This window comes from Cupriavidus sp. 09_S30, from assembly GCF_056930435.1.
This window is the reverse complement of sequence record NZ_JBXOWI010000001.1, coordinates 3,711,972-3,733,569: the sequence shown is the minus strand read 5'-3', so window position 1 is coordinate 3,733,569 and position 21,598 is coordinate 3,711,972. Positions and strand designations below refer to the sequence as shown.

At 69.8% G+C, this 21,598-nt stretch carries 22 protein-coding genes; 15 read left to right on the top strand and 7 right to left on the bottom strand.

The features are described from left to right. Nucleotides 1-41 precede the first annotated feature (41 nt). The 3 genes from gatB to xerC all read left to right on the top strand — a co-directional run bounded on the left by gatB (nucleotide 42) and on the right by xerC (nucleotide 3,437). A complete protein-coding gene (gatB, locus tag AC1Z3O_RS17480; RefSeq protein ID WP_483516966.1) occupies nucleotides 42-1,499 on the top strand; it encodes an Asp-tRNA(Asn)/Glu-tRNA(Gln) amidotransferase subunit GatB in 1,458 nt (485 codons plus the stop codon). Nucleotides 1,500-1,622: 123 nt separating this feature from the next. Beyond that, on the top strand, nucleotides 1,623-2,291 hold the full coding sequence (locus AC1Z3O_RS17475; protein WP_483516965.1) for a DUF484 family protein: 669 nt from the start codon (nucleotides 1,623-1,625) through the stop codon (nucleotides 2,289-2,291). A gap of 66 nt (nucleotides 2,292-2,357) precedes the next feature. Then, nucleotides 2,358-3,437, top strand: a complete 1,080-nt coding sequence (gene xerC / locus AC1Z3O_RS17470) for a tyrosine recombinase XerC (protein ID WP_483516964.1) — start codon at nucleotides 2,358-2,360, stop codon at nucleotides 3,435-3,437. A gap of 819 nt (nucleotides 3,438-4,256) precedes the next feature. Here the strand turns inward: xerC and AC1Z3O_RS17465 are convergent. After that, nucleotides 4,257-5,216, bottom strand: a complete 960-nt coding sequence (locus AC1Z3O_RS17465; protein WP_483516963.1) for a transcriptional regulator GcvA — start codon at nucleotides 5,214-5,216, stop codon at nucleotides 4,257-4,259. 196 nt (nucleotides 5,217-5,412) lie between these two features. Between AC1Z3O_RS17465 and AC1Z3O_RS17460 the strand changes: the two genes are divergently transcribed. The 9 genes from AC1Z3O_RS17460 (at nucleotide 5,413) to pcp (ending at nucleotide 13,202) form a co-directional block, all read left to right on the top strand. Continuing rightward, nucleotides 5,413-5,781, top strand: a complete 369-nt coding sequence (locus tag AC1Z3O_RS17460) for a DUF2917 domain-containing protein (RefSeq protein ID WP_483516962.1) — start codon at nucleotides 5,413-5,415, stop codon at nucleotides 5,779-5,781. A 103-nt stretch (nucleotides 5,782-5,884) separates the two neighbouring features. Further along, complete coding sequence (gene lipB / locus AC1Z3O_RS17455; protein ID WP_483516961.1) at nucleotides 5,885-6,622, top strand: lipoyl(octanoyl) transferase LipB; 738 nt, start codon at nucleotides 5,885-5,887, stop codon at nucleotides 6,620-6,622. A gap of 87 nt (nucleotides 6,623-6,709) precedes the next feature. Next, nucleotides 6,710-7,714: a lipoyl synthase gene (gene lipA / locus AC1Z3O_RS17450; protein ID WP_483516960.1), complete on the top strand. Its 1,005-nt coding sequence runs from the start codon at nucleotides 6,710-6,712 to the stop codon at nucleotides 7,712-7,714. Between the two features lie 538 nt (nucleotides 7,715-8,252). Further along, nucleotides 8,253-8,900: a 5-oxoprolinase subunit PxpB gene (gene pxpB, locus AC1Z3O_RS17445; protein WP_483517644.1), complete on the top strand. Its 648-nt coding sequence runs from the start codon at nucleotides 8,253-8,255 to the stop codon at nucleotides 8,898-8,900. After that, the gene (locus AC1Z3O_RS17440) at nucleotides 8,897-9,916 is read left to right on the top strand and encodes a 5-oxoprolinase subunit C family protein (protein WP_483516959.1); all 1,020 of its coding nucleotides are present in this window, start codon (nucleotides 8,897-8,899) and stop codon (nucleotides 9,914-9,916) included. Before pxpB ends, AC1Z3O_RS17440 begins: the two co-directional genes overlap by 4 nt. 35 nt (nucleotides 9,917-9,951) lie before the next feature. Next, nucleotides 9,952-10,692 carry a 5-oxoprolinase subunit PxpA gene (gene pxpA / locus AC1Z3O_RS17435; RefSeq protein ID WP_483516958.1) on the top strand — a complete coding sequence of 247 codons (741 nt, stop codon included), beginning with the start codon at nucleotides 9,952-9,954 and terminating at the stop codon, nucleotides 10,690-10,692. A 129-nt stretch (nucleotides 10,693-10,821) separates the two neighbouring features. Then, nucleotides 10,822-11,559, top strand: coding sequence for a DUF969 domain-containing protein (locus AC1Z3O_RS17430; RefSeq protein ID WP_483516957.1), 738 nt, complete (start codon nucleotides 10,822-10,824; stop codon nucleotides 11,557-11,559). Between the two features lie 6 nt (nucleotides 11,560-11,565). Next, complete coding sequence (locus AC1Z3O_RS17425) at nucleotides 11,566-12,516, top strand: DUF979 domain-containing protein (RefSeq protein ID WP_483516956.1); 951 nt, start codon at nucleotides 11,566-11,568, stop codon at nucleotides 12,514-12,516. Between the two features lie 38 nt (nucleotides 12,517-12,554). Further along, on the top strand, nucleotides 12,555-13,202 hold the full coding sequence (gene pcp, locus AC1Z3O_RS17420; protein WP_483516955.1) for a pyroglutamyl-peptidase I: 648 nt from the start codon (nucleotides 12,555-12,557) through the stop codon (nucleotides 13,200-13,202). On the opposite strand, the gene AC1Z3O_RS17415 is transcribed toward pcp, so the two are convergent. From AC1Z3O_RS17415 to AC1Z3O_RS17395, 5 genes are all read right to left on the bottom strand, one after another. Continuing rightward, complete coding sequence (locus tag AC1Z3O_RS17415) at nucleotides 13,196-14,500, bottom strand: VanZ family protein (protein ID WP_483516954.1); 1,305 nt, start codon at nucleotides 14,498-14,500, stop codon at nucleotides 13,196-13,198. The two genes, pcp and AC1Z3O_RS17415, sit on opposite strands and share 7 nt — an antisense overlap. Before the next feature lie 10 nt (nucleotides 14,501-14,510). After that, nucleotides 14,511-15,164, bottom strand: coding sequence for an ABC-type transport auxiliary lipoprotein family protein (locus tag AC1Z3O_RS17410; protein WP_483516953.1), 654 nt, complete (start codon nucleotides 15,162-15,164; stop codon nucleotides 14,511-14,513). Between the two features lie 61 nt (nucleotides 15,165-15,225). Beyond that, nucleotides 15,226-16,170 carry an MlaD family protein gene (locus tag AC1Z3O_RS17405; RefSeq protein WP_483516952.1) on the bottom strand — a complete coding sequence of 315 codons (945 nt, stop codon included), beginning with the start codon at nucleotides 16,168-16,170 and terminating at the stop codon, nucleotides 15,226-15,228. Continuing rightward, nucleotides 16,167-16,970 carry an ABC transporter ATP-binding protein gene (locus AC1Z3O_RS17400; RefSeq protein ID WP_483517643.1) on the bottom strand — a complete coding sequence of 268 codons (804 nt, stop codon included), beginning with the start codon at nucleotides 16,968-16,970 and terminating at the stop codon, nucleotides 16,167-16,169. Before AC1Z3O_RS17400 ends, AC1Z3O_RS17405 begins: the two co-directional genes overlap by 4 nt. A 95-nt stretch (nucleotides 16,971-17,065) precedes the next feature. Next, a complete protein-coding gene (locus AC1Z3O_RS17395; RefSeq protein ID WP_483516951.1) occupies nucleotides 17,066-18,217 on the bottom strand; it encodes an MlaE family ABC transporter permease in 1,152 nt (383 codons plus the stop codon). Nucleotides 18,218-18,406: 189 nt separating this feature from the next. Here AC1Z3O_RS17395 and AC1Z3O_RS17390 point away from each other — a divergent pair, with 189 nt between their 5' ends. The 3 genes from AC1Z3O_RS17390 (at nucleotide 18,407) to AC1Z3O_RS17380 (ending at nucleotide 21,043) form a co-directional block, all read left to right on the top strand. After that, nucleotides 18,407-19,312: a biotin--[acetyl-CoA-carboxylase] ligase gene (locus AC1Z3O_RS17390; RefSeq protein WP_483516950.1), complete on the top strand. Its 906-nt coding sequence runs from the start codon at nucleotides 18,407-18,409 to the stop codon at nucleotides 19,310-19,312. After that, nucleotides 19,309-20,199 (top strand): type III pantothenate kinase, encoded by an 891-nt coding sequence (locus AC1Z3O_RS17385; protein ID WP_483516949.1) that lies wholly within the window; start codon nucleotides 19,309-19,311, stop codon nucleotides 20,197-20,199. Before AC1Z3O_RS17390 ends, AC1Z3O_RS17385 begins: the two co-directional genes overlap by 4 nt. An 82-nt stretch (nucleotides 20,200-20,281) precedes the next feature. Next, the gene (locus AC1Z3O_RS17380; protein ID WP_483516948.1) at nucleotides 20,282-21,043 is read left to right on the top strand and encodes an SPOR domain-containing protein; all 762 of its coding nucleotides are present in this window, start codon (nucleotides 20,282-20,284) and stop codon (nucleotides 21,041-21,043) included. 56 nt (nucleotides 21,044-21,099) lie between these two features. Here AC1Z3O_RS17380 and rfaE2 read toward each other — a convergent pair whose 3' ends face one another. After that, entirely contained in the window at nucleotides 21,100-21,594 is a 495-nt protein-coding gene (rfaE2, locus tag AC1Z3O_RS17375; protein ID WP_483516947.1) for a D-glycero-beta-D-manno-heptose 1-phosphate adenylyltransferase, read from the bottom strand. Between the last annotated feature and the right edge of the window lie 4 nt (nucleotides 21,595-21,598).

The window sequence follows — 21,598 nt, the reverse complement described above, 5'->3', positions numbered from 1 at the left end:
GCGGAACACAAGATAGTCAAGACACGAACAGGAATACCGCCATGCAATGGGAAGTGGTGATCGGCCTCGAGACGCACACGCAGTTGTCGACGGCCTCCAAGATTTTCTCCGGCGCCTCCACCGCCTTCGGCGCGGCGCCCAATACCCAGGCCGCGCCGGTGGATCTGGCGCTGCCCGGCGTGCTGCCCGTGCTGAACCGCGGCGCGGTCGAGTGCGCCATCCAGTTCGGCCTGGCGATCGGCGCCACCATCGCGCCGCGCAGCATCTTCGCGCGCAAGAACTACTTCTACCCTGACCTGCCCAAGGGCTACCAGATCAGCCAGTACGAGATCCCGGTGGTGCAGGGCGGCACCCTCACCATCCAGGTCGAAGGCAAGAAGGGCGAGTTCTATGAGAAGACCGTCAACCTGACGCGCGCCCACCTCGAAGAGGACGCCGGCAAGTCGCTGCACGAGGACTTCGCCAGCATGACCGGCATCGACCTGAACCGCGCCGGCACGCCGCTGCTGGAGATCGTCACCGAGCCCGACATGCGCAGCGCGGCCGAGGCCGTGGCCTACGCCAAGGCGCTGCACTCGCTGGTGATGTGGCTGGGCATCTGCGACGGCAATATGCAGGAGGGCAGCTTCCGCTGCGACGCCAACGTCTCCGTGCGCCCCGTCGGCCAGAAGGAATTCGGCACCCGCCGCGAGATCAAGAACCTGAACTCCTTCCGCTTCCTGCAGCAGGCGATCGAGTACGAGGTGCAGTGGCAGATCGCCGAGATCGAGGACGGCCGCGCGATCCAGCAGGCCACCGTGCTGTTCGATCCCGACACGGGCGAGACGCGCGCGATGCGCACCAAGGAAGACGCGCACGACTACCGCTACTTCCCCGACCCCGACCTGATGCCGCTGGAAATCGGCGAGGACTGGATCGCGCGCGTCAAGGGCGCGCTGCCCGAGCTGCCCGCGGCCATGCAGCAGCGCTTCACCGGCGAGTACGGCCTGCCCGCCTACGATGCCAGCGTGCTGACCGCCTCGCGCGGCATGGCGGACTACTTCGAGGCCGTGGTGGCCGAGGCCGGCGCGGCCAATGCCAAGCCGGCGGCCAACTGGCTGATGGGCGACGTGGCCTCGCAGCTCAACCGCGAGGGCATCGCGCTGGAAGCTGCCCCGGTCAAGCCGGCGCAGCTGGCCAAGCTGCTGCAGCGCATCGCCGACGGCACGGTGTCGAACAACACCGCCAAGAAGGACGTGTTCCCGGCCATGTGGGCGGGCGAGGCGGGCGGCGACGCCGACGCCATCATCGCCGCCAAGGGCCTGAAGCAGATGTCCGACTCGGGCGAGCTGGAAAAGATCATCGACGAGGTGCTGGCCGCCAACGCCAAGTCCGTCGAGGAATTCCGCGCTGGCAAGGAGAAGGCGTTCAACGCGCTGGTCGGCCAGGCGATGAAGGCGACCAAGGGCAAGGCCAACCCGGCGCAGGTCAACGCGCTGCTCAAGCAGAAGCTGGGTTGAGGCCGGCGGGCGTCCGCGCGCTGCGCGCCGGACGCCCGCACCGTGACCCGGGCGACCCGAGGCGGGGCGCCGCGGCGCCCCGCCTTTGCTACACTCCCTCGCGAGACAACGAGCCAGAACGCCATGAACGCCCAAGACGTTGCCGTCTATCTGCAAGCCAATCCGCAGTTCTTCGAGGAGCACGCCGAGCTGCTCGCGACCGTGCAGCTGACGAGCCCGCACAGCCACCGCGCGGTGTCGCTGCAGGAGCGCCAGATGGAGATCCTGCGCGAGAAGAACAAGGGCCTGGAGCTGCGCCTGGCCGATCTGGTGCGCCATGGCCACGACAATGACCGCACCCAGCAGCGCCTGCACGGCTGGCAACTGCGCCTGCTGTCCGAGGTGGACTCGCATGCGCTGCCCTATGCGGTGCAGGATGGCCTGCAACAATCCTTCGACGTACCCGCTGCGGCGCTCAAGCTGTGGGGCGTGGCCGAGGCCTACCAGCACATGGAGGTGGCGCAAGGGGTGAGCGAGGATGTGCGCCTGTTCGCCGACGGCCTGCGCGCGCCTTACTGCGGCGCGAACAGCGGCTTCGAGGCCGCCGCCTGGCTGGAGCGCGACGATATCGCCTCGCTGGCCATGGTGACCCTGCGCGCGCCCGCGCGCGAGCCCGGCGCCGCCGGCGCCGCCTTCGGCCTGCTGGTGCTCGGCTCGCCCGATGCGCGGCGCTTCCACGACGGCATGGGCACGGCCTACCTGGCGCAGATCGGCGAGGTCGCCGGCGCGGCGCTGGCCCGCCTGCGCGACTGAACACGGCGCCGGCCGCTACCCGCATCACCTCGCGCACCACCACGCGCATCACCACGCAACCGAGGCATGGCCACCCGCAAGCCCGCCGCCCGCGGCAAGACACGTCCCCAGGCCGGCGACGAACCGCGTCCGCCCGCGCCGCCCCCCGATCCGCTGGTCGTCGCCTACCTCGACTGGCTCGCCACCGGCCGCAAGCTCGCGGCCCACACCCTGTCCAACTACGCACGCGACCTGTCCGTGCTGCAGGCCCAGGCGGCGCGCCAAGCGCCGGGCGAGCCGCTGACCGCGCTGCAGACCTCCCATATTCGCGCCATGGCCGCGCGCCTGCACGGCGGCGGCCTGTCCGGCAGTAGCATCGCGCGCACGCTGTCGGCCTGGCGCGGCTTTTTTCAGTGGGCAGCCCTGCATGGCCACGGTGTCCAGGCCAACCCGGTCGACGGCGTGCGCGCGCCCAAGCGGGGCAAGCCTCTACCCAAGGCGCTTTCGGTGGAGCAGACGGTGGCGCTGGTGGAACACCCGGCCGGCGACAGTGCCGAGGGGCGGCGCGACCAGGCGGTGTTCGAGCTGTTCTATTCGAGCGGGTTGCGGCTGTCGGAACTGGTCCAGCTCGACGTGCGCTACACCGAAGCCGATGACTATCGCTCCGCCGGCTGGCTGGACCTGGCCAGCGCCGAAGTCACCGTCATCGGCAAGGGCTCGCGCCGGCGCACCGTGCCGGTGGGCAGCAAGGCCCTGGAAGCGCTGCGCGCCTGGCTGGCGGTGCGCGATACGCTGCTGGCGCCGGGCGCCCTGCCCGAAGACGCCGCGGCCCTGTTCCTGGGTGCGCGCGGCCGGCGCCTGCCCGCGCGCACTGTGCAGCTGCGCCTGAAGCAGCATGCGCTGCGGGCGGGGGTGCCGGCCGATGTGCATCCGCATATGCTGCGACACTCCTTTGCTACCCATGTGCTGCAGTCCTCCGGCGATCTGCGGGCGGTGCAGGAAATGTTGGGGCATGCCAGTGTGGCGACTACGCAGATTTATACGGCGTTGGATTTTCAGCATTTGGCGAAGGTGTATGACAGGGCGCATCCGCGGGCGAGGAAGGCTGTCGCTGCTGAGGGGGAGGGGCCGGCTGCGCCGGCGGGGGCTGAGGATGAGGAGAGCTAGCGCGGGGATTTTCGCTTTCGACGCGCTTGCGCTTGGTGTGTTTTCTGGTGGTCCTGGTTGTTTGGGGCTAAGGCCTGCTCGCAGGTGTTCGGGGGGCTAGCCTGCGGTCTTGGTTGTTTAGGACAAAGGCCTGTTTCGACTCCCCTGCGGGGAGCCGACCTACTTTCTTGTCTCGCCAAGAAAGTAGGCAAAGAAGGCGACCCGGGCGCGGCGAAGACCCCTCGCGATTTGCCGCGGCCGCCGCGCCCGTCCGAACTCGCGTCCTTCGGCCGCTCAAACAGCGGACAGGCTTCATCGGCGGCCACGGCAAATCGCGAGGCGCCGCACAACGGGAGGGAACGGCCAAACCGTTGGTTGGCGAGTGCTCCCGATACTGCCAATTCTGCTGAGGTCTCTAGCGTGAAGCGACAGTGAAACTGGCGCTTCACCTGTCATCCGATGCGCAGCGAGGCGTGGCGTCTTTACCCTGCCGTATGCGGCGCCTCGCGGGCTGGCTGAAAGAGCGGAGAAGAGGGCCCCCTGTCTGAGCATCGCCGTAAGGCGATGTGAGTTGGGGCCCGGCCGCTCTTTCAGCCAGCCCGCGAGGGGGTTTTGAGCCGCATCCGGCGCGCCTTCTTTGCCTACTTTCTTGGCAAGACAAGAAAGTAGGTCGGCTCCCCGCAGGGGAGTCGAAACAGGCTTTTGCCCTAAACAACCAACGCCGCAAGCATCAACAAGCCAACGCCCGATCATCCAACAGCAGGCCGTTGCCCTAAACAACCAAGACCGCAAGCCAGCACCCCTGACGCCAGCAATCCGGTCCGGAAGCCCCTCAACCCCCTACCGCTCCCACCTCCTCAACACCCCCCGAAACACCTCCATCTCCGGCAACAACCACTCCCGAAACGCCCGCACCTTAGGCAGCTCCAGCGCCCCCGGCGCGCAAACGAAGTACAAAAGCCAAGGGCAAGGAATGCTCACGTCGAACAGCCGCACAACGCGCCCCGACAGCAGGTCGTTGTAGGCCAGCGAGGAACGGATCAGCGCAATACCCTGGCCTTCGGCCGCGGCTTGCAGCAGCAGTGAGGAGTCTTCCAGCAGCAGGCCCTTGCGCGGTTCGGGCCAGTCCAGCCCGGCCGCCTCGAACCAGGGCCGCCAGGGATCGCCTTCGCCGCGCAGCAGCGGCAGCCCGGCCATCTCGTGCGGCGCCTTGGGGAGATCGCCGCGGTTGAACTGCGGACTGCAGACCGGGAAGAAAACGTCGTCGAGCAGTTTCTCCACATAGAGGCCGGGATAATCGCCGCTGCCCATGCGCAGCGCGATGTCGACTTCCTCGCGGGCGAAGTCCACCAGCGTGTTCGACGACAGCAGTTCGACGTCCAGCTCGGGATGGCGCTCGATGAAGCTGCCGATGCGCGGCGTCAGCCAGCGCGCGGCGAAGGAGGCCATGGTGCTGATGGTCAGGCGCTTGTCGCGCCTGCCCGCCTGCAGCACGCGGGTGGCGTCAGCGATCTGCAGCAGGGCGTCGCGTACCCGTTCGGCGTAGGCGCGTCCGCCCGCCGTCAGGCTGACGCGTTTGCCGTGGCGTTCGAACAGCGGCTGGCCCAGCTCGGCTTCGAGCGCGCGGATCTGGTGGCTGATGGCGCCGTGGGTGACGAACAGTTCGGTGGCGGCGCGCGAGAAGCTCTCGTGGCGCGCGGCGGCTTCGAAGGCGCGCAGCGCGCCGAGCGCCGGCAGGCGCGGCAGTTCCCGGTGCCAGGCACGCGGCAGGTCCTTTTCCGGTATGCCCTTCCAACTCATGGCGACACCCCCTTTATGTGAGGATACTTATGTGAGGAAATTTGACAAGTAGACGGAAAATATATCGTTTTGAGGGTGCGTGGGCAATCACTAGAATCCAATGCACGGATAGCGCAATTGCTGGAAATAACTGGCCTGGTGAGTAGACCGGGCCAATACCGGCGCGCTGCCGGCACACTCCCCAACGGAGAAGATGATGAAAGCCCTGCTCACAACGACCCAGTTCACTCTCGCCCCCGGTGAAGTCGCGTCGCTGTCGATCCACGCCGCCCAGCGGCTGCATGTGGAGGACGCGGCGGGCACCGATCTGTGGCTGACACGCGAGAAGGATTCGGAAGACTATTGGCTGCGCTGCGGCAGCAGCCTGCAGCTGGCAAGCGGCGACCAGGTCGTCGTCAGCGTCGATCCGCGCGCCGGCCGCGCGGTGCGCCTGGCGCTGGTGGCCGAGGCCCGCCGGCCCGCGGCAACGCTGGCCGACGTGGCGCACGCTCTGTTCCGCGTGGTGCGCCGCCTGGTGCGCGGCACCGAATGGACGCCCGCCAAGGACGATCCGAAGACGGCCTGAGCGCCGTTCCGCGTCCTGCCAGCCGCTGGATGGGCGGCTGCATGCAGGACGTCCTGCAGGGCGGGAGCCGGCGCGCTCCCGCCCTTTTCGTTACACTTGCGGGATGCAAGACATCCAAGTCATCGAGCGGGGCCGCGAGGACTACCAGCCCTGCTTCGACGCGATGCGCGCCTTCACCGACTCTCGCGACGCCGGCACCCCCGACCAGATCTGGCTGGTCGAGCATCCGCCGGTCTACACGCTCGGCCAGGCGGGTGATCCATCGCACCTGCTCGCGCCCGACGCGGCCATCCCGCTGGTGCGGATCGATCGTGGTGGACAGATCACTTATCACGGCCCGGGCCAGGTCGTGGCCTATCTGCTGCTGGACCTGCGCCGCCGCAAGCTGATGGTGCGTGAGCTGGTACACGCGATCGAGCAGGCCGTGCTGGATACGCTGGCGGCGTATAATCTCGCGGCCGAGCGCAAGTCCGGCGCCCCCGGCATCTACCTGTCCGACGGGCCGCACCGCGGTGCGAAGATCGCCGCGCTGGGCCTGAAGATCCGCAACGGCTGCAGCTATCACGGCGTCAGCCTGAACGTGCAGATGGACCTGGCGCCCTTCCTGCGCATCAATCCCTGCGGCTACGCCGGACTGGAAACGGTCGACATGGCGAGCGCGGGCGCCACCGGTGCGGTGGCGGACGGCCAAGGCGGAACGCACCGCGTGCCTGTCGGTGTGGCGCAGCAGGCGGAGATTGCGCAGCACCTGGCGGCGGCCCTGTGCGATGTGCTGGCCGCGGCGCAGGCGCGCAGCCTGGCGGCGGTCGGACCGGAAACCGCCGAGGCGGCCGGAGCCTGAGTCCGGACCGATGTCCCCGAACACTAACCCGGCCAAGCGGCCGCAGACCGAGCAGAACTGGCACGCCGAGCGCGTGCGGAGAACATCATGAGCGACGCCATGAGCGCCCCTTCCAGCCAGGCCCCGCAAGGCGAGGCCGAGGCCCAGCCCCAATACGACGCCACTCGCAAGCAGAAGTCGGCAGACAAGACCGCCCGCATCCCCATCAAGATCGTGCCGGCGGAGAAGCTGAAGAAGCCCGACTGGATCCGCGTCAAGGCGGCCACGGGCAATTCCCGCTTCTATGAGATCAAGGACATCCTGCGCGCCAACAAGCTGGTGACGGTGTGCGAGGAGGCGAGCTGCCCGAACATCGGCGAGTGCTTCGGCAAGGGCACGGCCACCTTCATGATCATGGGCGACAAGTGCACGCGCCGCTGCCCCTTCTGCGATGTGGGCCACGGCCGCCCCGACCCGCTCGATACCGCTGAGCCGGGCAACCTGGCACGGACCATCGCCCAGCTCAAGCTGAACTACGTGGTGATCACCAGCGTGGATCGCGACGACCTGCGCGACGGCGGCGCCCAGCATTTCGCCGACTGTATCGGCCAGACCCGCGAGCTGTCGCCGGTCACCCGCATCGAGGTGCTGGTGCCTGACTTCCGCGGCCGCCTGGACAAGGCGCTGGACATCCTGCAGGCCTGCCCGCCCGACGTGATGAACCACAACCTGGAGACGGTGCCCCGCCTGTACAAGCAGGCCCGTCCGGGCGCCGACTACGCGCACTCGCTGCAGCTGCTGCAGGCATTCAAGCAGCGCTGCCCCGACGTGGCGACCAAGTCCGGCCTGATGGTGGGCCTGGGCGAGACCGACGAGGAAATCCTCGAAGTGATGCGCGACATGCGCGCGCACGATGTCGACATGCTGACCATCGGCCAGTACCTGGCGCCGTCCAACCACCACCTGCCGGTGCTGCGCTACGTCCACCCCGACACCTTCAAGATGTTCGAGGAAGAGGCCTACAAGATGGGCTTCACCCATGCCGCCGTGGGCGCCATGGTGCGCAGTTCCTACCACGCCGACCAGCAGGCGCACCAGGCCGGTTTCGCCTGATCCGCCGCGCTCCGTCCCGGCGCGCCCGAGGCGCGCCGGGGCAGCCATCCTTTCCCCTTCCTGCTGTCTTTCTCCCGCCCCGTCGCGGCGGGCAACGCCGCGCCTGCGCGTTCCATCCGTTGCGTTGACGCAACGCTCGACTCTTTCCACCGCGTTTCTTGTTCGCGCCGGGTCCGCCGCCTGACGGCGTCCGCCAGGCGGCATGCCGGGGATCCCGGGCGCCGATCGCGCTTGTGATGCGTGATGCACGTCCGTGCCCGCCGTGCCGCGCATCAGGCCGAATCGGGATGCCAGCCGTGCCGCACCACCGGCGGGCACGGGCCGCGATTGGCACGAACACGCCACGGCCAGGGCTAGGGTCAATCCCTAGCGTCAGCACGACATCATTTCGTTATGATTAATTTATCGATAAATCGCCAACGTAATTGATGTGATTTGCTGTGCCTGCATCCGTCGCCGGCGCCGGCACCGCGCCTGACGGGCGCTGTGCCCCCGCCTACACTGCAGGCAGGCTCTCCCCCGAAGCACCCAGCCCATGATCCGATGTTCCGTCCACCGCCTGGCCGAGCAGGCGCTGCTGTGCAGCGTGCCGCCGCCGGCCTCCCTCGCGGTCCAGCGCCGCATCTGGGCCATGGCCCGGCGGGCAGCCGACTGGCGTGGCGTGGTGGATGTGGTTCCGGGCATGAACAACCTGATGCTGGTGTTCGACGGCGCCGCCGACCCGGCGGCACTGGAGCGCGAGCTGATGCTGGCCTGGGCTTCCGGCGAATCGCGTGAGGCGAGCGGCAAGCTGGTGGAGATCCCGGTGCGCTACGGCGGCGAGCACGGTCCCGACCTGGCCGACGTGGCCGCACACACCGGGCTGGCGCCGCAAGAGGTGGTGCGCCGCCACGCCGCCGGCGAGTACGTGGTCTATTTCCTCGGCTTCCAGCCCGGCTTCGCCTACATGGGCGGCCTCGACCCCGCGCTGGCCACGCCGCGCCGGAGCGAGCCGCGCCTGGCGGTGCCGGCCGGCTCGGTCGGCATCGGCGGCGAGCAGACCGGCATCTACCCGGCCAGCGCGCCCGGCGGCTGGCAGCTGATCGGCCGCACCGACAGCGCGCTTTTCGCGGCCGACCGCGATCCGCCGACCCTGCTCGCGCCCGGCGATACCGTGCGCTTCGTCGCCGAGGAGGTGGTCACGTGATCGAGATCGTCCGCCCCGGCGCACTCGCCTCCGTCCAGGACCTGGGACGCACCGGCTTCCGCCATGCCGGCGTAGGCCTGGCGGGCGCTCTCGACCGCATGGCCCTGCTCACCGGCAACCTGCTGGCGGGCAATGCGCCCGGCGCGGCCGCCATCGAGTTCACGCTGGGACGCGCTGCGCTGCGCTTCCATGCCGATATGCGCGTGGCGCTGGCCGGTGCCGAGTGCGGCGCCCGCCTCGACGACGAGCCGGTCTGGTCCTGGCATGCCTTCGACGTGCGCAGCGGCGCCACCCTGACCTTGCCGGCCGCGCAGGGCGGCACGCGCAGCTACCTGTGCGTGGCGGGCGGCATCGATGTGCCGGCCGTGATGGGCTCGCGCAGTACCGACCTGAAGGCCGGCTTCGGCGGCTTCGCCGGCCGCGCGCTGCGCGAGGGGGACCGCCTTGCCGCCGCCCGCCCGGGTTTGACGGCGTCCGCCGCCGGACGCGGCGTGGCCGCGCCGGCCTGGGCCTTGCCGCGGCCCAGGTTGGGGCGCGCCTGGCCCATCCGCATGCTGCCCGGCCCCGAGTACGAGGATTTCGACGAGGCTTCGCGTGCCGCGCTGTGGCAGGCGGAGTGGGCGGTCACGCCCAACAGCAATCGGCAGGGCATGCGCCTGCAGGGCCCGGCACTGGCGCGCGCCGCCGACCGCAGCGCGGACCTGCTCTCGCACGGCGTGCTGCCCGGCGTGGTGCAGGTGCCGCCCGCCGGCCAGCCCATCGTGCTGATGGCCGACGCGCAGACCACCGGCGGCTACCCCAAGATCGGCGTGGTGATCGGTGCGGACCTGTGGCGCCTGGCGCAGGTGCCGCTGGGCGCGCCGGTGCGCTTCGTGCAGGCCTCGCTGGAGGAGGCCGCCGCCGCGCAGGCGGAGCTGGAGCGGTATTTGCAGCAGGTCGAACAGTCGCTGCGCTGGCTGGACGACGGCATGGACATCGCCGCGCGCCGCCGCGCGCACACGCGCACCGTGGCATGAGCGGCGCGCTCAACGAGGAATCAAGGAGCAAGACAATGCAGATCGATCTGAATGCCGACCTGGGCGAGGGATGCGACAACGACGAGGCGCTGCTGGCACTGATCAGCTCGGCCAACGTGGCCTGCGGCTGGCACGCGGGCGATGCCGCCACCATGCTGCAGACGGTGCGCTGGGCCATCGAGCGCGGCGTGGCCATCGGCGCCCATCCCAGCTTCCCGGACCGCGAGAACTTCGGCCGCACTGAGATGCAGCGCGCGCCCGAGCTGGTCTATGCCGACGTGCTGTACCAGATCGGCGCGCTCGCCGCGATCGTGCGCGCGCAGGGCGGCCAACTCACCCACGTGAAGCCGCACGGCGCCCTCTACAACCAGGCCGCGCGCGATCCGGCGCTGGCCGATGCGATCGTGCGCGCCGTGCGCGACTTCGATTCCGACCTCGTCTTCTTCGGCCTGGCCGGCAGCGTGATGGTCAAGGCCGCGCGCGAGGCCGGCCTGCGCGTGAAGGAGGAAGTCTTCGCCGATCGCGGCTACAACCCTGACGGTTCGCTGGTCAAGCGCGGCACCCCCGGTGCGCTGCACGAGGACGAGGCCGTTGCCCTGGACCAGACACTGACGATGGTGCGCGAGCAGCGCGTGCGCGCCATCGACGGCAGCTGGGTACCGATCCGCGCCGACACCGTGTGCCTGCACGGCGACGGCGCGCACGCGCTTGCCTTCGCGCGCCGCATCCGGGAACGGCTCGGCGAAGAAGGCATCGTGGTCCGCGCCGGCGCCTGAAGTCGGGGCGCATCGCGCGCCTCCATCTCCGCTGCCGGACTCCCCTCCATGGCGCGTCTCGTTGCCGGCTCCCGCCGTACGCCGAGCGCCTGACGCGCACGCTTCATCCTCCTCTCACTGGTGTCTCATATGGAACACGCAGTCAATCTCTGGCCCCTGCTCGGGGTCGGCGTCATCATTCTGGGCTTCGTCCTGCGCTTCAATCCGATGATGGTCGTGGCGATCGCCGCGATCGTCACGGGCCTGGCGGCGTCGCTGCCGGTCATGCAGATCTTCAGCGCGATCGGCACGGCCTTCGTCAAGGCACGCAACCTGCCGCTGATCATCCTGCTGCCGCTGGCGGTGATCGGGCTGCTCGAGCGGCACGGCCTGCGCGAGCATGCGCAGGCCTGGATCTCCCGCATCGCCTCGGCCACGGTGGGCCGGCTGCTGATCGTCTACCTGGGCGTGCGTGAGCTGACCGCGGCCGTGGGCCTGACCAGCCTGGGCGGCCATCCGCAGATGGTGCGCCCGCTGCTCGCGCCGATGGCGGAGGGCGCCGCGGAGAACCGCTTCGGCCACCTGCCCGAGCCGATCCGCCAGCGCGTGCTGGCCTTCTGCGCGGCCACCGACAACGTCGGCCTGTTCTTCGGCGAGGACATCTTCGTCGCCTTCGGCGCCATCGCGCTGATGCACACCTTCCTGCTGTCGTCGAACATCGACGTGGAGCCGCTGCACATCGCCGTGTGGGGCATCCCGACCGCGATCTGCGCCTTCCTGATCCATTCCGTGCGGCTCAGGCGGCTGGACAGCTGGCTGGAGCGTGAACTTGGCGGCCAGCGCGCCGCCGCCGGCGTCACCAACGGTGCGGCCAAGAGCGGGGAGTAAGCCATCATGATCATTTCCATCGACTACCTCTACTGGCTGGCCGGCCTGGTGCTGGCCATCACCGCGCTGCTGACCTTCGCCGACCGCGGGCACCCGCGCCGCTTCACCACCGGCCTGTTCTGGCTGCTGTACGCCATCATTTTCCTGGTCGGCGACAAGCTGCCGCCGGCGCTGGTCGGCGCCGGCGCGGTGCTGATGGCGCTGATCGCCGGCTTCGGCGGCGTGGGCCTGGGCAAGCACGAGACGCTGCCCGAAGAAGAGCGGCGCGCCAGCGCCAAGCGCCTGGGCAACAAGCTGTTCGTCCCGGCGCTGCTGATTCCGCTGGTGACCGTGATCGGCACCCTGCTGTTCAAGGACGTCAAGATCGCCGGCCTGCCCTTGCTGGATCCGAAGAACGTCACCTTCGTCTCGCTCGGCATCGGCTGCCTGATCTCGCTGGCCGTGGTGTGCTGGCTGACGCGTGACAACGTGGTGCAGGGCGTGCGCGAGTCGCGCCGGCTGACCGAGTCGCTGGGCTGGGCGCTGGTGCTGCCGCAGATGCTGGCCATGCTGGGCCTGGTGTTCGCCGATGCGGGCGTGGGCAAGGCGGTCGCCCACCTGACCACGGCCTATATCAACATGGACTACAAGCTGGTGGCAGTGGCCGTCTACTGCATCGGCATGGCGCTGTTCACGGTGATCATGGGCAACGGCTTCGCGGCCTTCCCGGTGATGACCGGCGGCATCGGCGTGCCCATCCTGGTCGGCACCTTCAACGGCAATCCGGCGGTGATGGCGGCCATCGGCATGTTCTCCGGCTACTGCGGCACGCTGATGACGCCGATGGCGGCCAACTTCAACATCGTGCCCGCCGCGCTGCTGGAACTGGAGGACAAGAACGCCGTGATCCGCGCGCAGGTGCCGACCGCGCTGGCGGTCCTGGCGGCCAATATTGCCCTGCTCTATTTCATGATGTGATGCGGCCAGGCCGCCCTGACACCCAGCGAGGTCAAACCATGCGCACCGTTCTGCTGACCGGCTTCGAGCCCTTCGAGGGGGAAGCGATCAATCCGTCGTGGGAGGCCGTGCGCGCGCTAGACGGCGAGCGCCACGGCGACGCCGTCATCGTGGCGCGCCAGATGCCCTGTGTGTTCGGCGCCGCCATCGAGGCCATGGCGGCCACACTCGATGCGCTCGATCCCGTGCTGGTGATCGCGGTAGGGCAGGCCGGCGGCCGTGCCGAGATGTCCGTGGAGCGTGTGGCGATCAATGTCGACGATGCGCGCATCGCCGACAATGCCGGCGCCCAGCCCATTGACGAGCCCATCGTGGCGGGGGCGCCGGCCGCCTACTTCGCCACGCTGCCGATCAAGGCCATGGTGCGTGACCTGCGCGCGGCCGGCGTGCCGGCCTCGGTGTCGCAGACCGCCGGCACCTTCGTCTGCAACCATATCTTCTTCGGCCTCATGCATCTGCTCGCCACGCGCGGAGAGAGTGCGCGGGGTGGCTTCATCCACATTCCCTACCTGCCCGAGCAGGCGGCGCGGCATCCGGGCCAGCCCAGCCTGGCGCTGGAGACCCTGGTCGCCGGCCTGCGCCGCGCGGTGCAGACTGCGCTGGCGACCGAGGTCGATGTGCGCGAACAGGGCGGGCAGACTCACTGAGCCGCAGGCGGCGGCGCGTCATGCGGACCCGCCGCCGGATCCGTCGCCGAATTCGCCGCCGAATCCGCCACCGAATCCGCCACCGCCCGGGCCTTGCGGCGCGCCTGGCGCCTGGCGCGCCGCAGCGCGAGCCGGTCCAGGTTGAACTGCTCGAAGCGCCAGACCAGGTAGCTGGCCGCGAGGAAAGGCCAGATCCAGCCCAGCCACTGGGCCAGGCTGTTGAAATGGATGAAGCGGCCCATGCGCCAGCCCTGTTCCGAGATCCACGCGTAGGGGTTGGGCGGCAGCAGATTGGTCAGCAGCACCAGCGCGATGAGCGCGAGCAAGGCCAGCAGCCCGCGCAGCCAGCGCGGCAGCTGCAGCAGCAGCGCCAGCACGAGCGAACCGGTCAGCAGTGCGAAGCGGCCGCCTTCGGAAAGCCAGTTGAAGGCGCTGTCGCCGGGGAACTGCAGCTCGGCCGCGGCGGCCTTGATCAGCAGCGCTCCCGCCAGCAATGCAATCAGGATGCGCAGCATCGGTGCCTGGCGGCGCATCGCCACCGACGCGAACAGGCCGGTGCCGACCCAGCTCAAGCCGGTCACCGTCGCCTCGAGTAACTGGCGGTTCTGCATGTCGTCGGGGCCCAGTCCGATATCGGCCTGCCAGTCGGCCAGCGCGGGTACCAGCGACTGCAGCACCTGCATCGGCCAGGAGTCCGGATCGGTCAACCACTCGCGCACGATGGCACCCATGCCGAACAGGTGCTCCTGCGGGAAGATCTGGGCGAAGGGCCACAGCAGGATCAGGATGATGGCGAAGCTGGCATACGATTCGAACCAGGCCAGGCGCAGCCGGCGCAGGCTGCCGCGGTCGATCAGCGCGGCACAGAAAGGCGCGGTGAGTGCGCCGCCCAGCAGCGCGCCCGCTGTGTTGGTGGCGAGGTCGATATTGGAAGCGATGCGGGTGGGCAGCCACGTCTGCAGCCCCTCCATCACCGATGACAGCAGCGCCCCGGCGGCCAGCGCCGCCAGCACGGCCAGCACGCCGCGCACGCGCGGGTAGAGCGCCAGCACCACCAGCGCGCCGAAGGGGCCGTAGCCGATCACATTGGTTATCAGGTCGAAGCCGGTGATGTAGCGCGGCTTGGGCGCCGTGAGGTAGGCCCAGGGTGCGATGCCGTTGTTGGTCCAGCCGCTGAACGGGTAGAGGCTGGCGTAGATCACCAGCAGCGTGAAGCACAGCAGGCCGACGCGGGCCAGCGGGGAGTGCTTGCGTAGGTTGTCTTGGCCGCTCGCGGGGGGTGGCACAGCGTCATGCATCACCGCATCCTCAATTCAGTGGCAGCGTCGCGACCCAGTCGAGTATGGCCGCGACCAGCGCATCGGAAGCCGATGCCAGCGCCTTGACGCCGCCGGCGCCATCCGGCGTGGCCGCCGGCTGTTCCACCACGAAGGTCTTCTGGCCGATCATGCTGCTGCGGTAGACGGTGGCGCGCGCGCGGATCAGGCCATGGCTCGATTCTGCGCTGTCGAAGACCTGTTCGAAGGTGATCAGGTCCACGTGCAGCGCGGGTGCGGCGGTGTTGCCCTGCCAGGCGACCGTGCCGTGCGCCGCGACCGCTTCGCGCAGGTGCTCGTCGAACAGGCGCGGCGGCGACATCACCCAGCGCTGGGTCGCGTACGGCTGCAGGCGCTCGGCCTGGGCGTAGCGCAGCCGATAGTAGATGTCATTGCTGTCCAGCCAGGTGGGGGCTTCGGTGGGGGTCACGCGCAGCGGCGGCAACTGGCGGGCCGGCTGGGCGGCCTGGGTGGCCTGGGTGGCCTCTGCTGCGGCCTGCTGTGCTGGCGCGCCGGCCGGGGCGCCGAGATCGTAGGTGGTGACGGGGGCGCTGGGTGACAGCGCGCAGCCACCCAGCAGGGCCAGCGCGGCAATACCGGTGGCCGCGGCGGCCAGGCGGGCGGGGGAGAGGAGGGTGCGCATCATATCTGGCCTCGGTTCGGTTGCGGTGGCGCGCATCGGCGGTTCATTGGCGGGCAGTGGCGGATCAAGGCGCCTGGAAGCCCGGCTCGCCCGGACCGGGGGCCGGCGGCGGCGCGCCGAACAGCACGCTGCGGGGGCTGTCGTTGAACTGCGTCGCGGCCCGGTCGATGCTGCGCACGGCCTGGCGCGCGTCGCGTGTCAGGCCGCCGATCTGCGGCAGGGTGTTCTGCGAAACGTCGCCCGCTGCGCTCTGCAGCGATTCGCTGACCGCCTGCACATCATGCCCGACCTTGTCGACCGTGCGCAGCAGCTGCCCGTTGGGGCTGGCCAACTGCTCGGCCAGCCGGCGCGAGGCCACCAGTGTGGCGTTCAGGTTCTCGGCGATCTGCGGCAGGTCCTGCGCGGCAGGCTGCATGGTCTTGGCCAGGCGCGAGTAGTCCTCGGCTGCGGCGTGCACCGAGCGGATGGTGTCCATCAGCTCACGGCGGTTGTCGGCCTGGAACATGCCGTCGATCGAGCCCATCACCGATTCGAGCTGGCTCAGCAGCGAGTCGCCGCGCTTCTCCAATTCCTCGAAGAAGCCTGGGCGCATCGGGATGCGCGCGACCGACTTGGCCGAGGTTGGCAGCTTTTCCGAAGGCGCGCCCGCACCGTTGCGCGCCACCGCGTCGTCGAGCTGCACATAAGCGATGCCGGTGACGCCCTGCAGGCCCAGCGTGGCATAGGTGCTTCGCGTGATCGGTGTGCTGTGGTCGACGCTGATGCGCACGATGATCTGGCCGGGTACTTCGGGGTCGAACTTGATCGACACCACCTTGCCCACGTCCAGGCCGCGATACTTGACGTCGGCCTGGGGCCCGAGGCCATTGACTGTAGAGCGCGTGACCAGGTCGTACGGCACGCGCACGGTGTGGTCGCTGCTGAACCAGAATATGGCGAATACCACCAGCACAGCCAGGCTGAGTGTGAACACGCCGGCCAGGAAGGCATTCGACTTGTTTTCCATCATGCTTCTCCAGATGGCGCGCGCTCCGGGGGCAGTGCCGTGAGCGCGCGCCGCGCCCGTTCGCCGAGGAAGTACTCGTGGATGAACGGGTGATCGATTTGCAGCAGTTCGCGGATCGGGCGCGCGGCCAGCACCTTGCGGTCGGCCAGCACGGCCACGCGATCCGACAGGGCCACCAGGGTGTCGAGGTCATGCGTGACCATCACCACTGTCAGCCCAAGTTCTTCGCGCAGCTCCCGGATCAGCGCCACGTAGTCGTCGGACCCCATCGGATCGAGGCCGGCCGTGGGCTCGTCCAGGAACACCAGTTCCGGTTCGAGCGCCAGCGCGCGCGCCAGCGCCACGCGCTTGATCATGCCGCCCGACAAGTCGGCCGGCATCTTGTCCGCATCGCGCGCCGACAGGCCGACCAACTGCAGCTTGAGCAGTGCCGACTGACAGATCAGATTGTCGGGCAGGGTGCGGAGTTCACGCAGCGGCAATGCGATGTTGTCGATGACCGACAGCGCCGAGAACAGCGCGCCGCGCTGGAACTGCAGTCCCCAGCGGTTGCGCAGGGCCTGCATGCGGGCCGGCGGCAGCCTCATCACGTCTTCGCCGAAGACCCGGATGATGCCCGAGGTCGGGCGCTCCAGGCCGACGATCTGGCGCAGCAGCACCGTCTTGCCGGTGCCGGAGCCGCCCACGATGGAGAGCAGCTCGCCGCGGTACACCTCCAGGTCGAGGCCGTCGTGCACCACGTGGTCGCCGTAGCGCTTGACCAGGTTGCGCACTTCGACGACGGTCTGGCGTGCCGCGGGCATCGCAGGCGGGTTGCCGGCGCTGCCTGCGCTGCCGGCATTCTCCACCTGCGCCTGGGCGGCTTGGGTGGCGTGAGCGGGGGAGTCGGTGGGGGAACTCATAAGCCGACGTCCTTGAACACGATGGCGAGGATGGCGTCCGCGAGGATCACCACCGTGATCGAGGTGACCACCGAGGCCGTGGTGCCGATGCCCAGGCTGGTCGTGTTGGGCTTGATGCGCAGGCCGAAGTGGCAGGCCGTGAGCGCGATCAGCACGCCGAACACCACGCCCTTGCCCAGGCCGAACCACAGGTTGGCCACCGGCACGGCATCGGGCAGCGCACGCAGGAAGAAGGCGGAGCTGATGCCCAGCTGCGCATGCGCGGCCAGCATGCCGCCTGCCAGCGCCATCATGTCGGTCCAGGCCACCAGCAGCGGCATGGACACCGCCAGCGCCAGCACGCGCGGCATGATCAGGCGGAAGCCGTGCGAGATACCCATCACGCGCATGGCGTCGAGTTCCTCGGTGACGCGCATCACGCCGATCTGCGCGGTGATGGCCGAGCCCGAGCGGCCGGCGATGAGGATGGCGGCCAGCACCGGCCCCAGTTCGCGGATCACCGCCATGCCGAGGATGTTGACGATGAAGAGGCTGGCGCCGAAGGTCCGCAGCTGGTTGGCCGACAGGTAGGACAGCACGATGCCGATCAGGAAGCCCACCAGCGCCGTGATGCCCAGCGCCTTGTAGCCGACGCTGTAGATATTGGCCGAGATCTCGCGCCAGGGCCCGAGGTGCGGCGCGCGGGCGAAACGCAGCAGGTCGAAGGTGAGCTGGCCGACCATGGTGACGCCGTTGACCAGTTGCGCGAACATCGACAGCGTGGAGCCGCCGAGCAGCGTGACCGGGTTGAAGCGTTCTACCACATGCTTCTTCCAGCCCTCCGGGCGCAGCGACATGATGCGGCCGAACACGCGCCGCTGCTCCGCGCTGAGGTCGATGCCGAGTGGCAGCTTGCCCTCCCAGGCCTGCCACATCAGCTGCGCGCCGATGTGATCCAGGCGGCCGATGGCGGTCAGCGACCAGCGGGTGGCGCCGCCGGGTCCGTCGGCGCCGGCGAGCCTGCGCATTTCCTCCCGCAGCTCCCCGGCGCTGCCGCACTCGGCCAGCGCAAGCGCGGTCCAGTCGCCGCGCAATTCCACGTTGGCGGTGCCGTCCTGTCGCGTGAGGTGGATGGCAGGCGTGATCAGGCTGTCCAAAGCGTGCGTCATGTGATGGGACAGCCCCGATTCTAATCCATGCCGGCGGCCAGGCTGCCGCAGGTCGGCGCGGCTACAATGCGGGCTGGATTGCGCCTGCGTGCCGGGCGCAGCCGCTGCCGCCTTCGCCCGCACGGCGCCCGTTCGTGCCGCGTCGGCCATTTTCCCGCTTGCCTGCTTGCTTGTTCGCCTGCCCGTCCCATGACCGCCGCCAGCCTGCCGCCCTCCGCCCCGCCCCCCACCGCCGCATCAGCGGGTCTGCCGCCCGGCCTTGCCAACTGGCGCATCGATGCCGCTGCGTTGCGCGCCGCGCTCGATGGCGGCCCGGCACGCGACTGGGCCGTCGAGCTGGTCGAGGAGACCGGCTCGACCAACGCCGACCTGACCCAGGCCTGCCGCCAGGCCGCGTGGTCGCAGGCCGCCGCCGTGCGCCTGGCCTACCGGCAGACCAGTGGGCGCGGACGCCAGGGACGGCCATGGCAGGGGCAGGCCGGCCTGACCTTTTCCGTGGCCCTGCCCTTGCCGCTGGCGCCCGCGCAACTGAGCGGGCTCAGCCTGGCCGTGGGCCTGGCCCTGGCCGAGGCCCTGGCCGACTGCGATGCGCGGCTGGGCGCGTCGCTGGGCCTGAAGTGGCCCAACGACCTGCAGATCGATGGCCGCAAGCTGGCGGGCATCCTGATCGAATCGGTGCCGGCCGGCGCCCAGCGGCTGTGGGCCGTGATCGGCATCGGCCTGAACCTGGTGCGCGATGCGCAGATGGAGGCGGCGCTGGGCCGCACGCTGTCCGGTGTCAGCGAACGCATGGGCGGCTTCGACCCGGCGCGCGATCCCACCCGCCTGCTGGCCGCCATCCTGAGCCGGCTGGCGCGGATGCGCGACGAATTCGTGGCGCACGGCTTCGCGCCGATGGCACCGCGCTGGTCGGCCCGCGATGCCTATCGCGATCAGCCGGTGCGCTTGCTTCACGACGGTCGCGTGCTGGTCGAAGGCATCGCGCGCGGCGTTGATGAGGATGGCCAGTTGTTGCTGGCAACGCCGGCCGGCCTGGAGCGCATCAATAGCGGCGAACTGTCGCTGCGCCCCGCCGAGGGAGGCGCGCCGGTATGAGCGCCTCGCGTCCTGCTGCGCGCCGCGCCGCCGATGGCTGCGCGCCACGCCTGCTGATCGACGTCGGCAACACCCGGCTCAAATGGGCCTGGAGCGATGCCGGTGCCGGCGCGCTGCCCACACCTTGGCGCGAGGACGGCGCGGTGGCGCACGGCGAGGCCGCGGCGCTGGCCGAACTGGCCGCATGCTGGCGTGGCCTGGCCGGCGCGGGCCCGGTGCCCGAGGTATGGGCCAGCAATGTGGCGGGGCCGGTTCTCGCCGGCGAAGTGGACGCCGTGGTCGAAGCCGCCTTCGGCGCCGGCGTCACGGTGCGCTGGGTACGCGCCGAAGCCAGCCATGGCGGCATGGTCAACGGCTATCGCGAGCCATCGCGGCTTGGCGTCGACCGCTGGGTCGGCAGCATCGGCGCGCGCCGCTGGCAGCCGCAAGGCACGCTGCTGATCGTGACCGCAGGCACGGCGACCACGCTGGATGTGGTCGGCGAGGCGGGCGGCGATGGGGGCGGCGATGAAGGAGGCGACGGGGCCGGCCGACAGCAGTCCGTGCGCGGGCGCTTCGAGGGCGGCCTGATCCTGCCCGGGCTGGAACTCATGCTCTCCTCGCTGGCACGCAATACCGCGCAATTGCCGGCCTTGGGCGTGGATGATGCGGCCGCGGCCTTGCCCTGGGCGGACAACACGCACGATGCCATCGCCGCCGGTTGCCTGGCCGCGCAGGCCGGGGCGGTCGAGCGTACCTGGCGGGCGCTGGAAGCGCGCGGCCCCACGCGCTGCCTGTTGTCCGGCGGTGCGCGCCACGTGCTCGCGCGCGCGCTGTCGATGCCCTTCGAGATGCACGATAATCTCGTGTTGCTCGGCCTGCACACGATGTCGGAACAGGCCGCCTAGCGCACCTTGCGCGCCTGGCCGGCGAGCGCCGCGCTGGGCGCGCCGGTCCGGTGCCCATTCTCAACCTCATTCCGCTCGCGCCATGCCCTCTCGAGGCCTGCTCACGCTGCTGATCCTGCTGCTCTTGCTCAATGCGCTCTTGCTGGCGACCGTGCTGGGCGCCTTCGGGGCCGATCCGCTGGCGGGCTGGATGGAGAGCCCGCGCGAGCCGCAGCGCCTCGGCCAGCAGGTGCGCACGGAGCGATTCATGCCGGCCGACGCAGCGAATCCGGCGGGGGCGTCGGCACCCGCGGCCGCCCCGGCGCCGGGTCCGGCATCCGCGCCTGCGGCGCAACTGGCACCAGGCACTGCGGCACCCAGCACCATCGGCGGGACCCTCGCCGCAGCGCCCGCTCAGGGCCAATGCGTGGAGATCGGCGGGCTGAGCGCGGATGCCGCGCGCGAACTGACGCTGGCCTTGGCTGGGGCCGGGCACATCGAGCACTTCGAACGGCAGGAACTGGTGCGCTGGTGGATCCACCTGCCGGCGCAGCCGAGCCGCGACCAGGTGCAGCGCAAACTGGGGGAGCTGCAGCGCCGCAATATCACCGACGTGTCGGTGGTGGCGGCGGGCTCGCCGGAGACCTTCACTGTTTCGTTGGGACTGTTCCGTGAGCGCGAGCGCGCCGAGCGCTACCTGGATGAGCTGCGCGGCCACGGCGTGCGCACCGCCGTGCTGAGCGATGCCCCGCGCCAGCTGACGCGGCAATGGCTACGCCTGCGCGATGTCGATGCGGCGCAGCGGGGCCGGCTGGACGAGGCCAGGCGCCGCTTCGGCGCCACCGAACTGCAGTCCTGCGCCTGAGCGCAGGCGCCAGTGCCGGCGGCCCGCGCCGGCCTGGCTTACTGCGCTTCTTGCGCTTACTGCGCTTGCCTGACCTTGGCCACCAGCTTGGTGGTCGAGCGGTCGTGCAGGAAGGGGATGGCGACCGCGTGGCCGCCCCAGCTGCGCACCAGCCGGGTTTCCTCCAGCGTGTCGATGTCGTAGTCGCCGCCCTTGACGTAGATGTCGGGCCGCACCAGGCGGATCAGCTCCACCGGCGTGCGCTCGCGGAACATCGCCACCAGGTCGACCGAGGCCAGCGCCGCCAGCAGCGCCATGCGATCCGATTCGTGGTTGAGCGGCCGCTCATCGCCCTTGCCCAGCATGCGCACCGAGGCGTCGCTGTTGACCCCCACCACCAGGCTGGCGCCCAGTTCCCTTGCCTGCGCCAGGTAGGTGACGTGGCCGCGGTGCAGGATGTCGAAGACGCCGTTGGTGAACACCAGCGGACGCGGCAGCGCGGCCACGCACGCGGCCAGCGCCTGCGGGTCGTCAGCGGGAACAAGCTTGGATTCGAAGCTGGGTGCGGTCATGGCG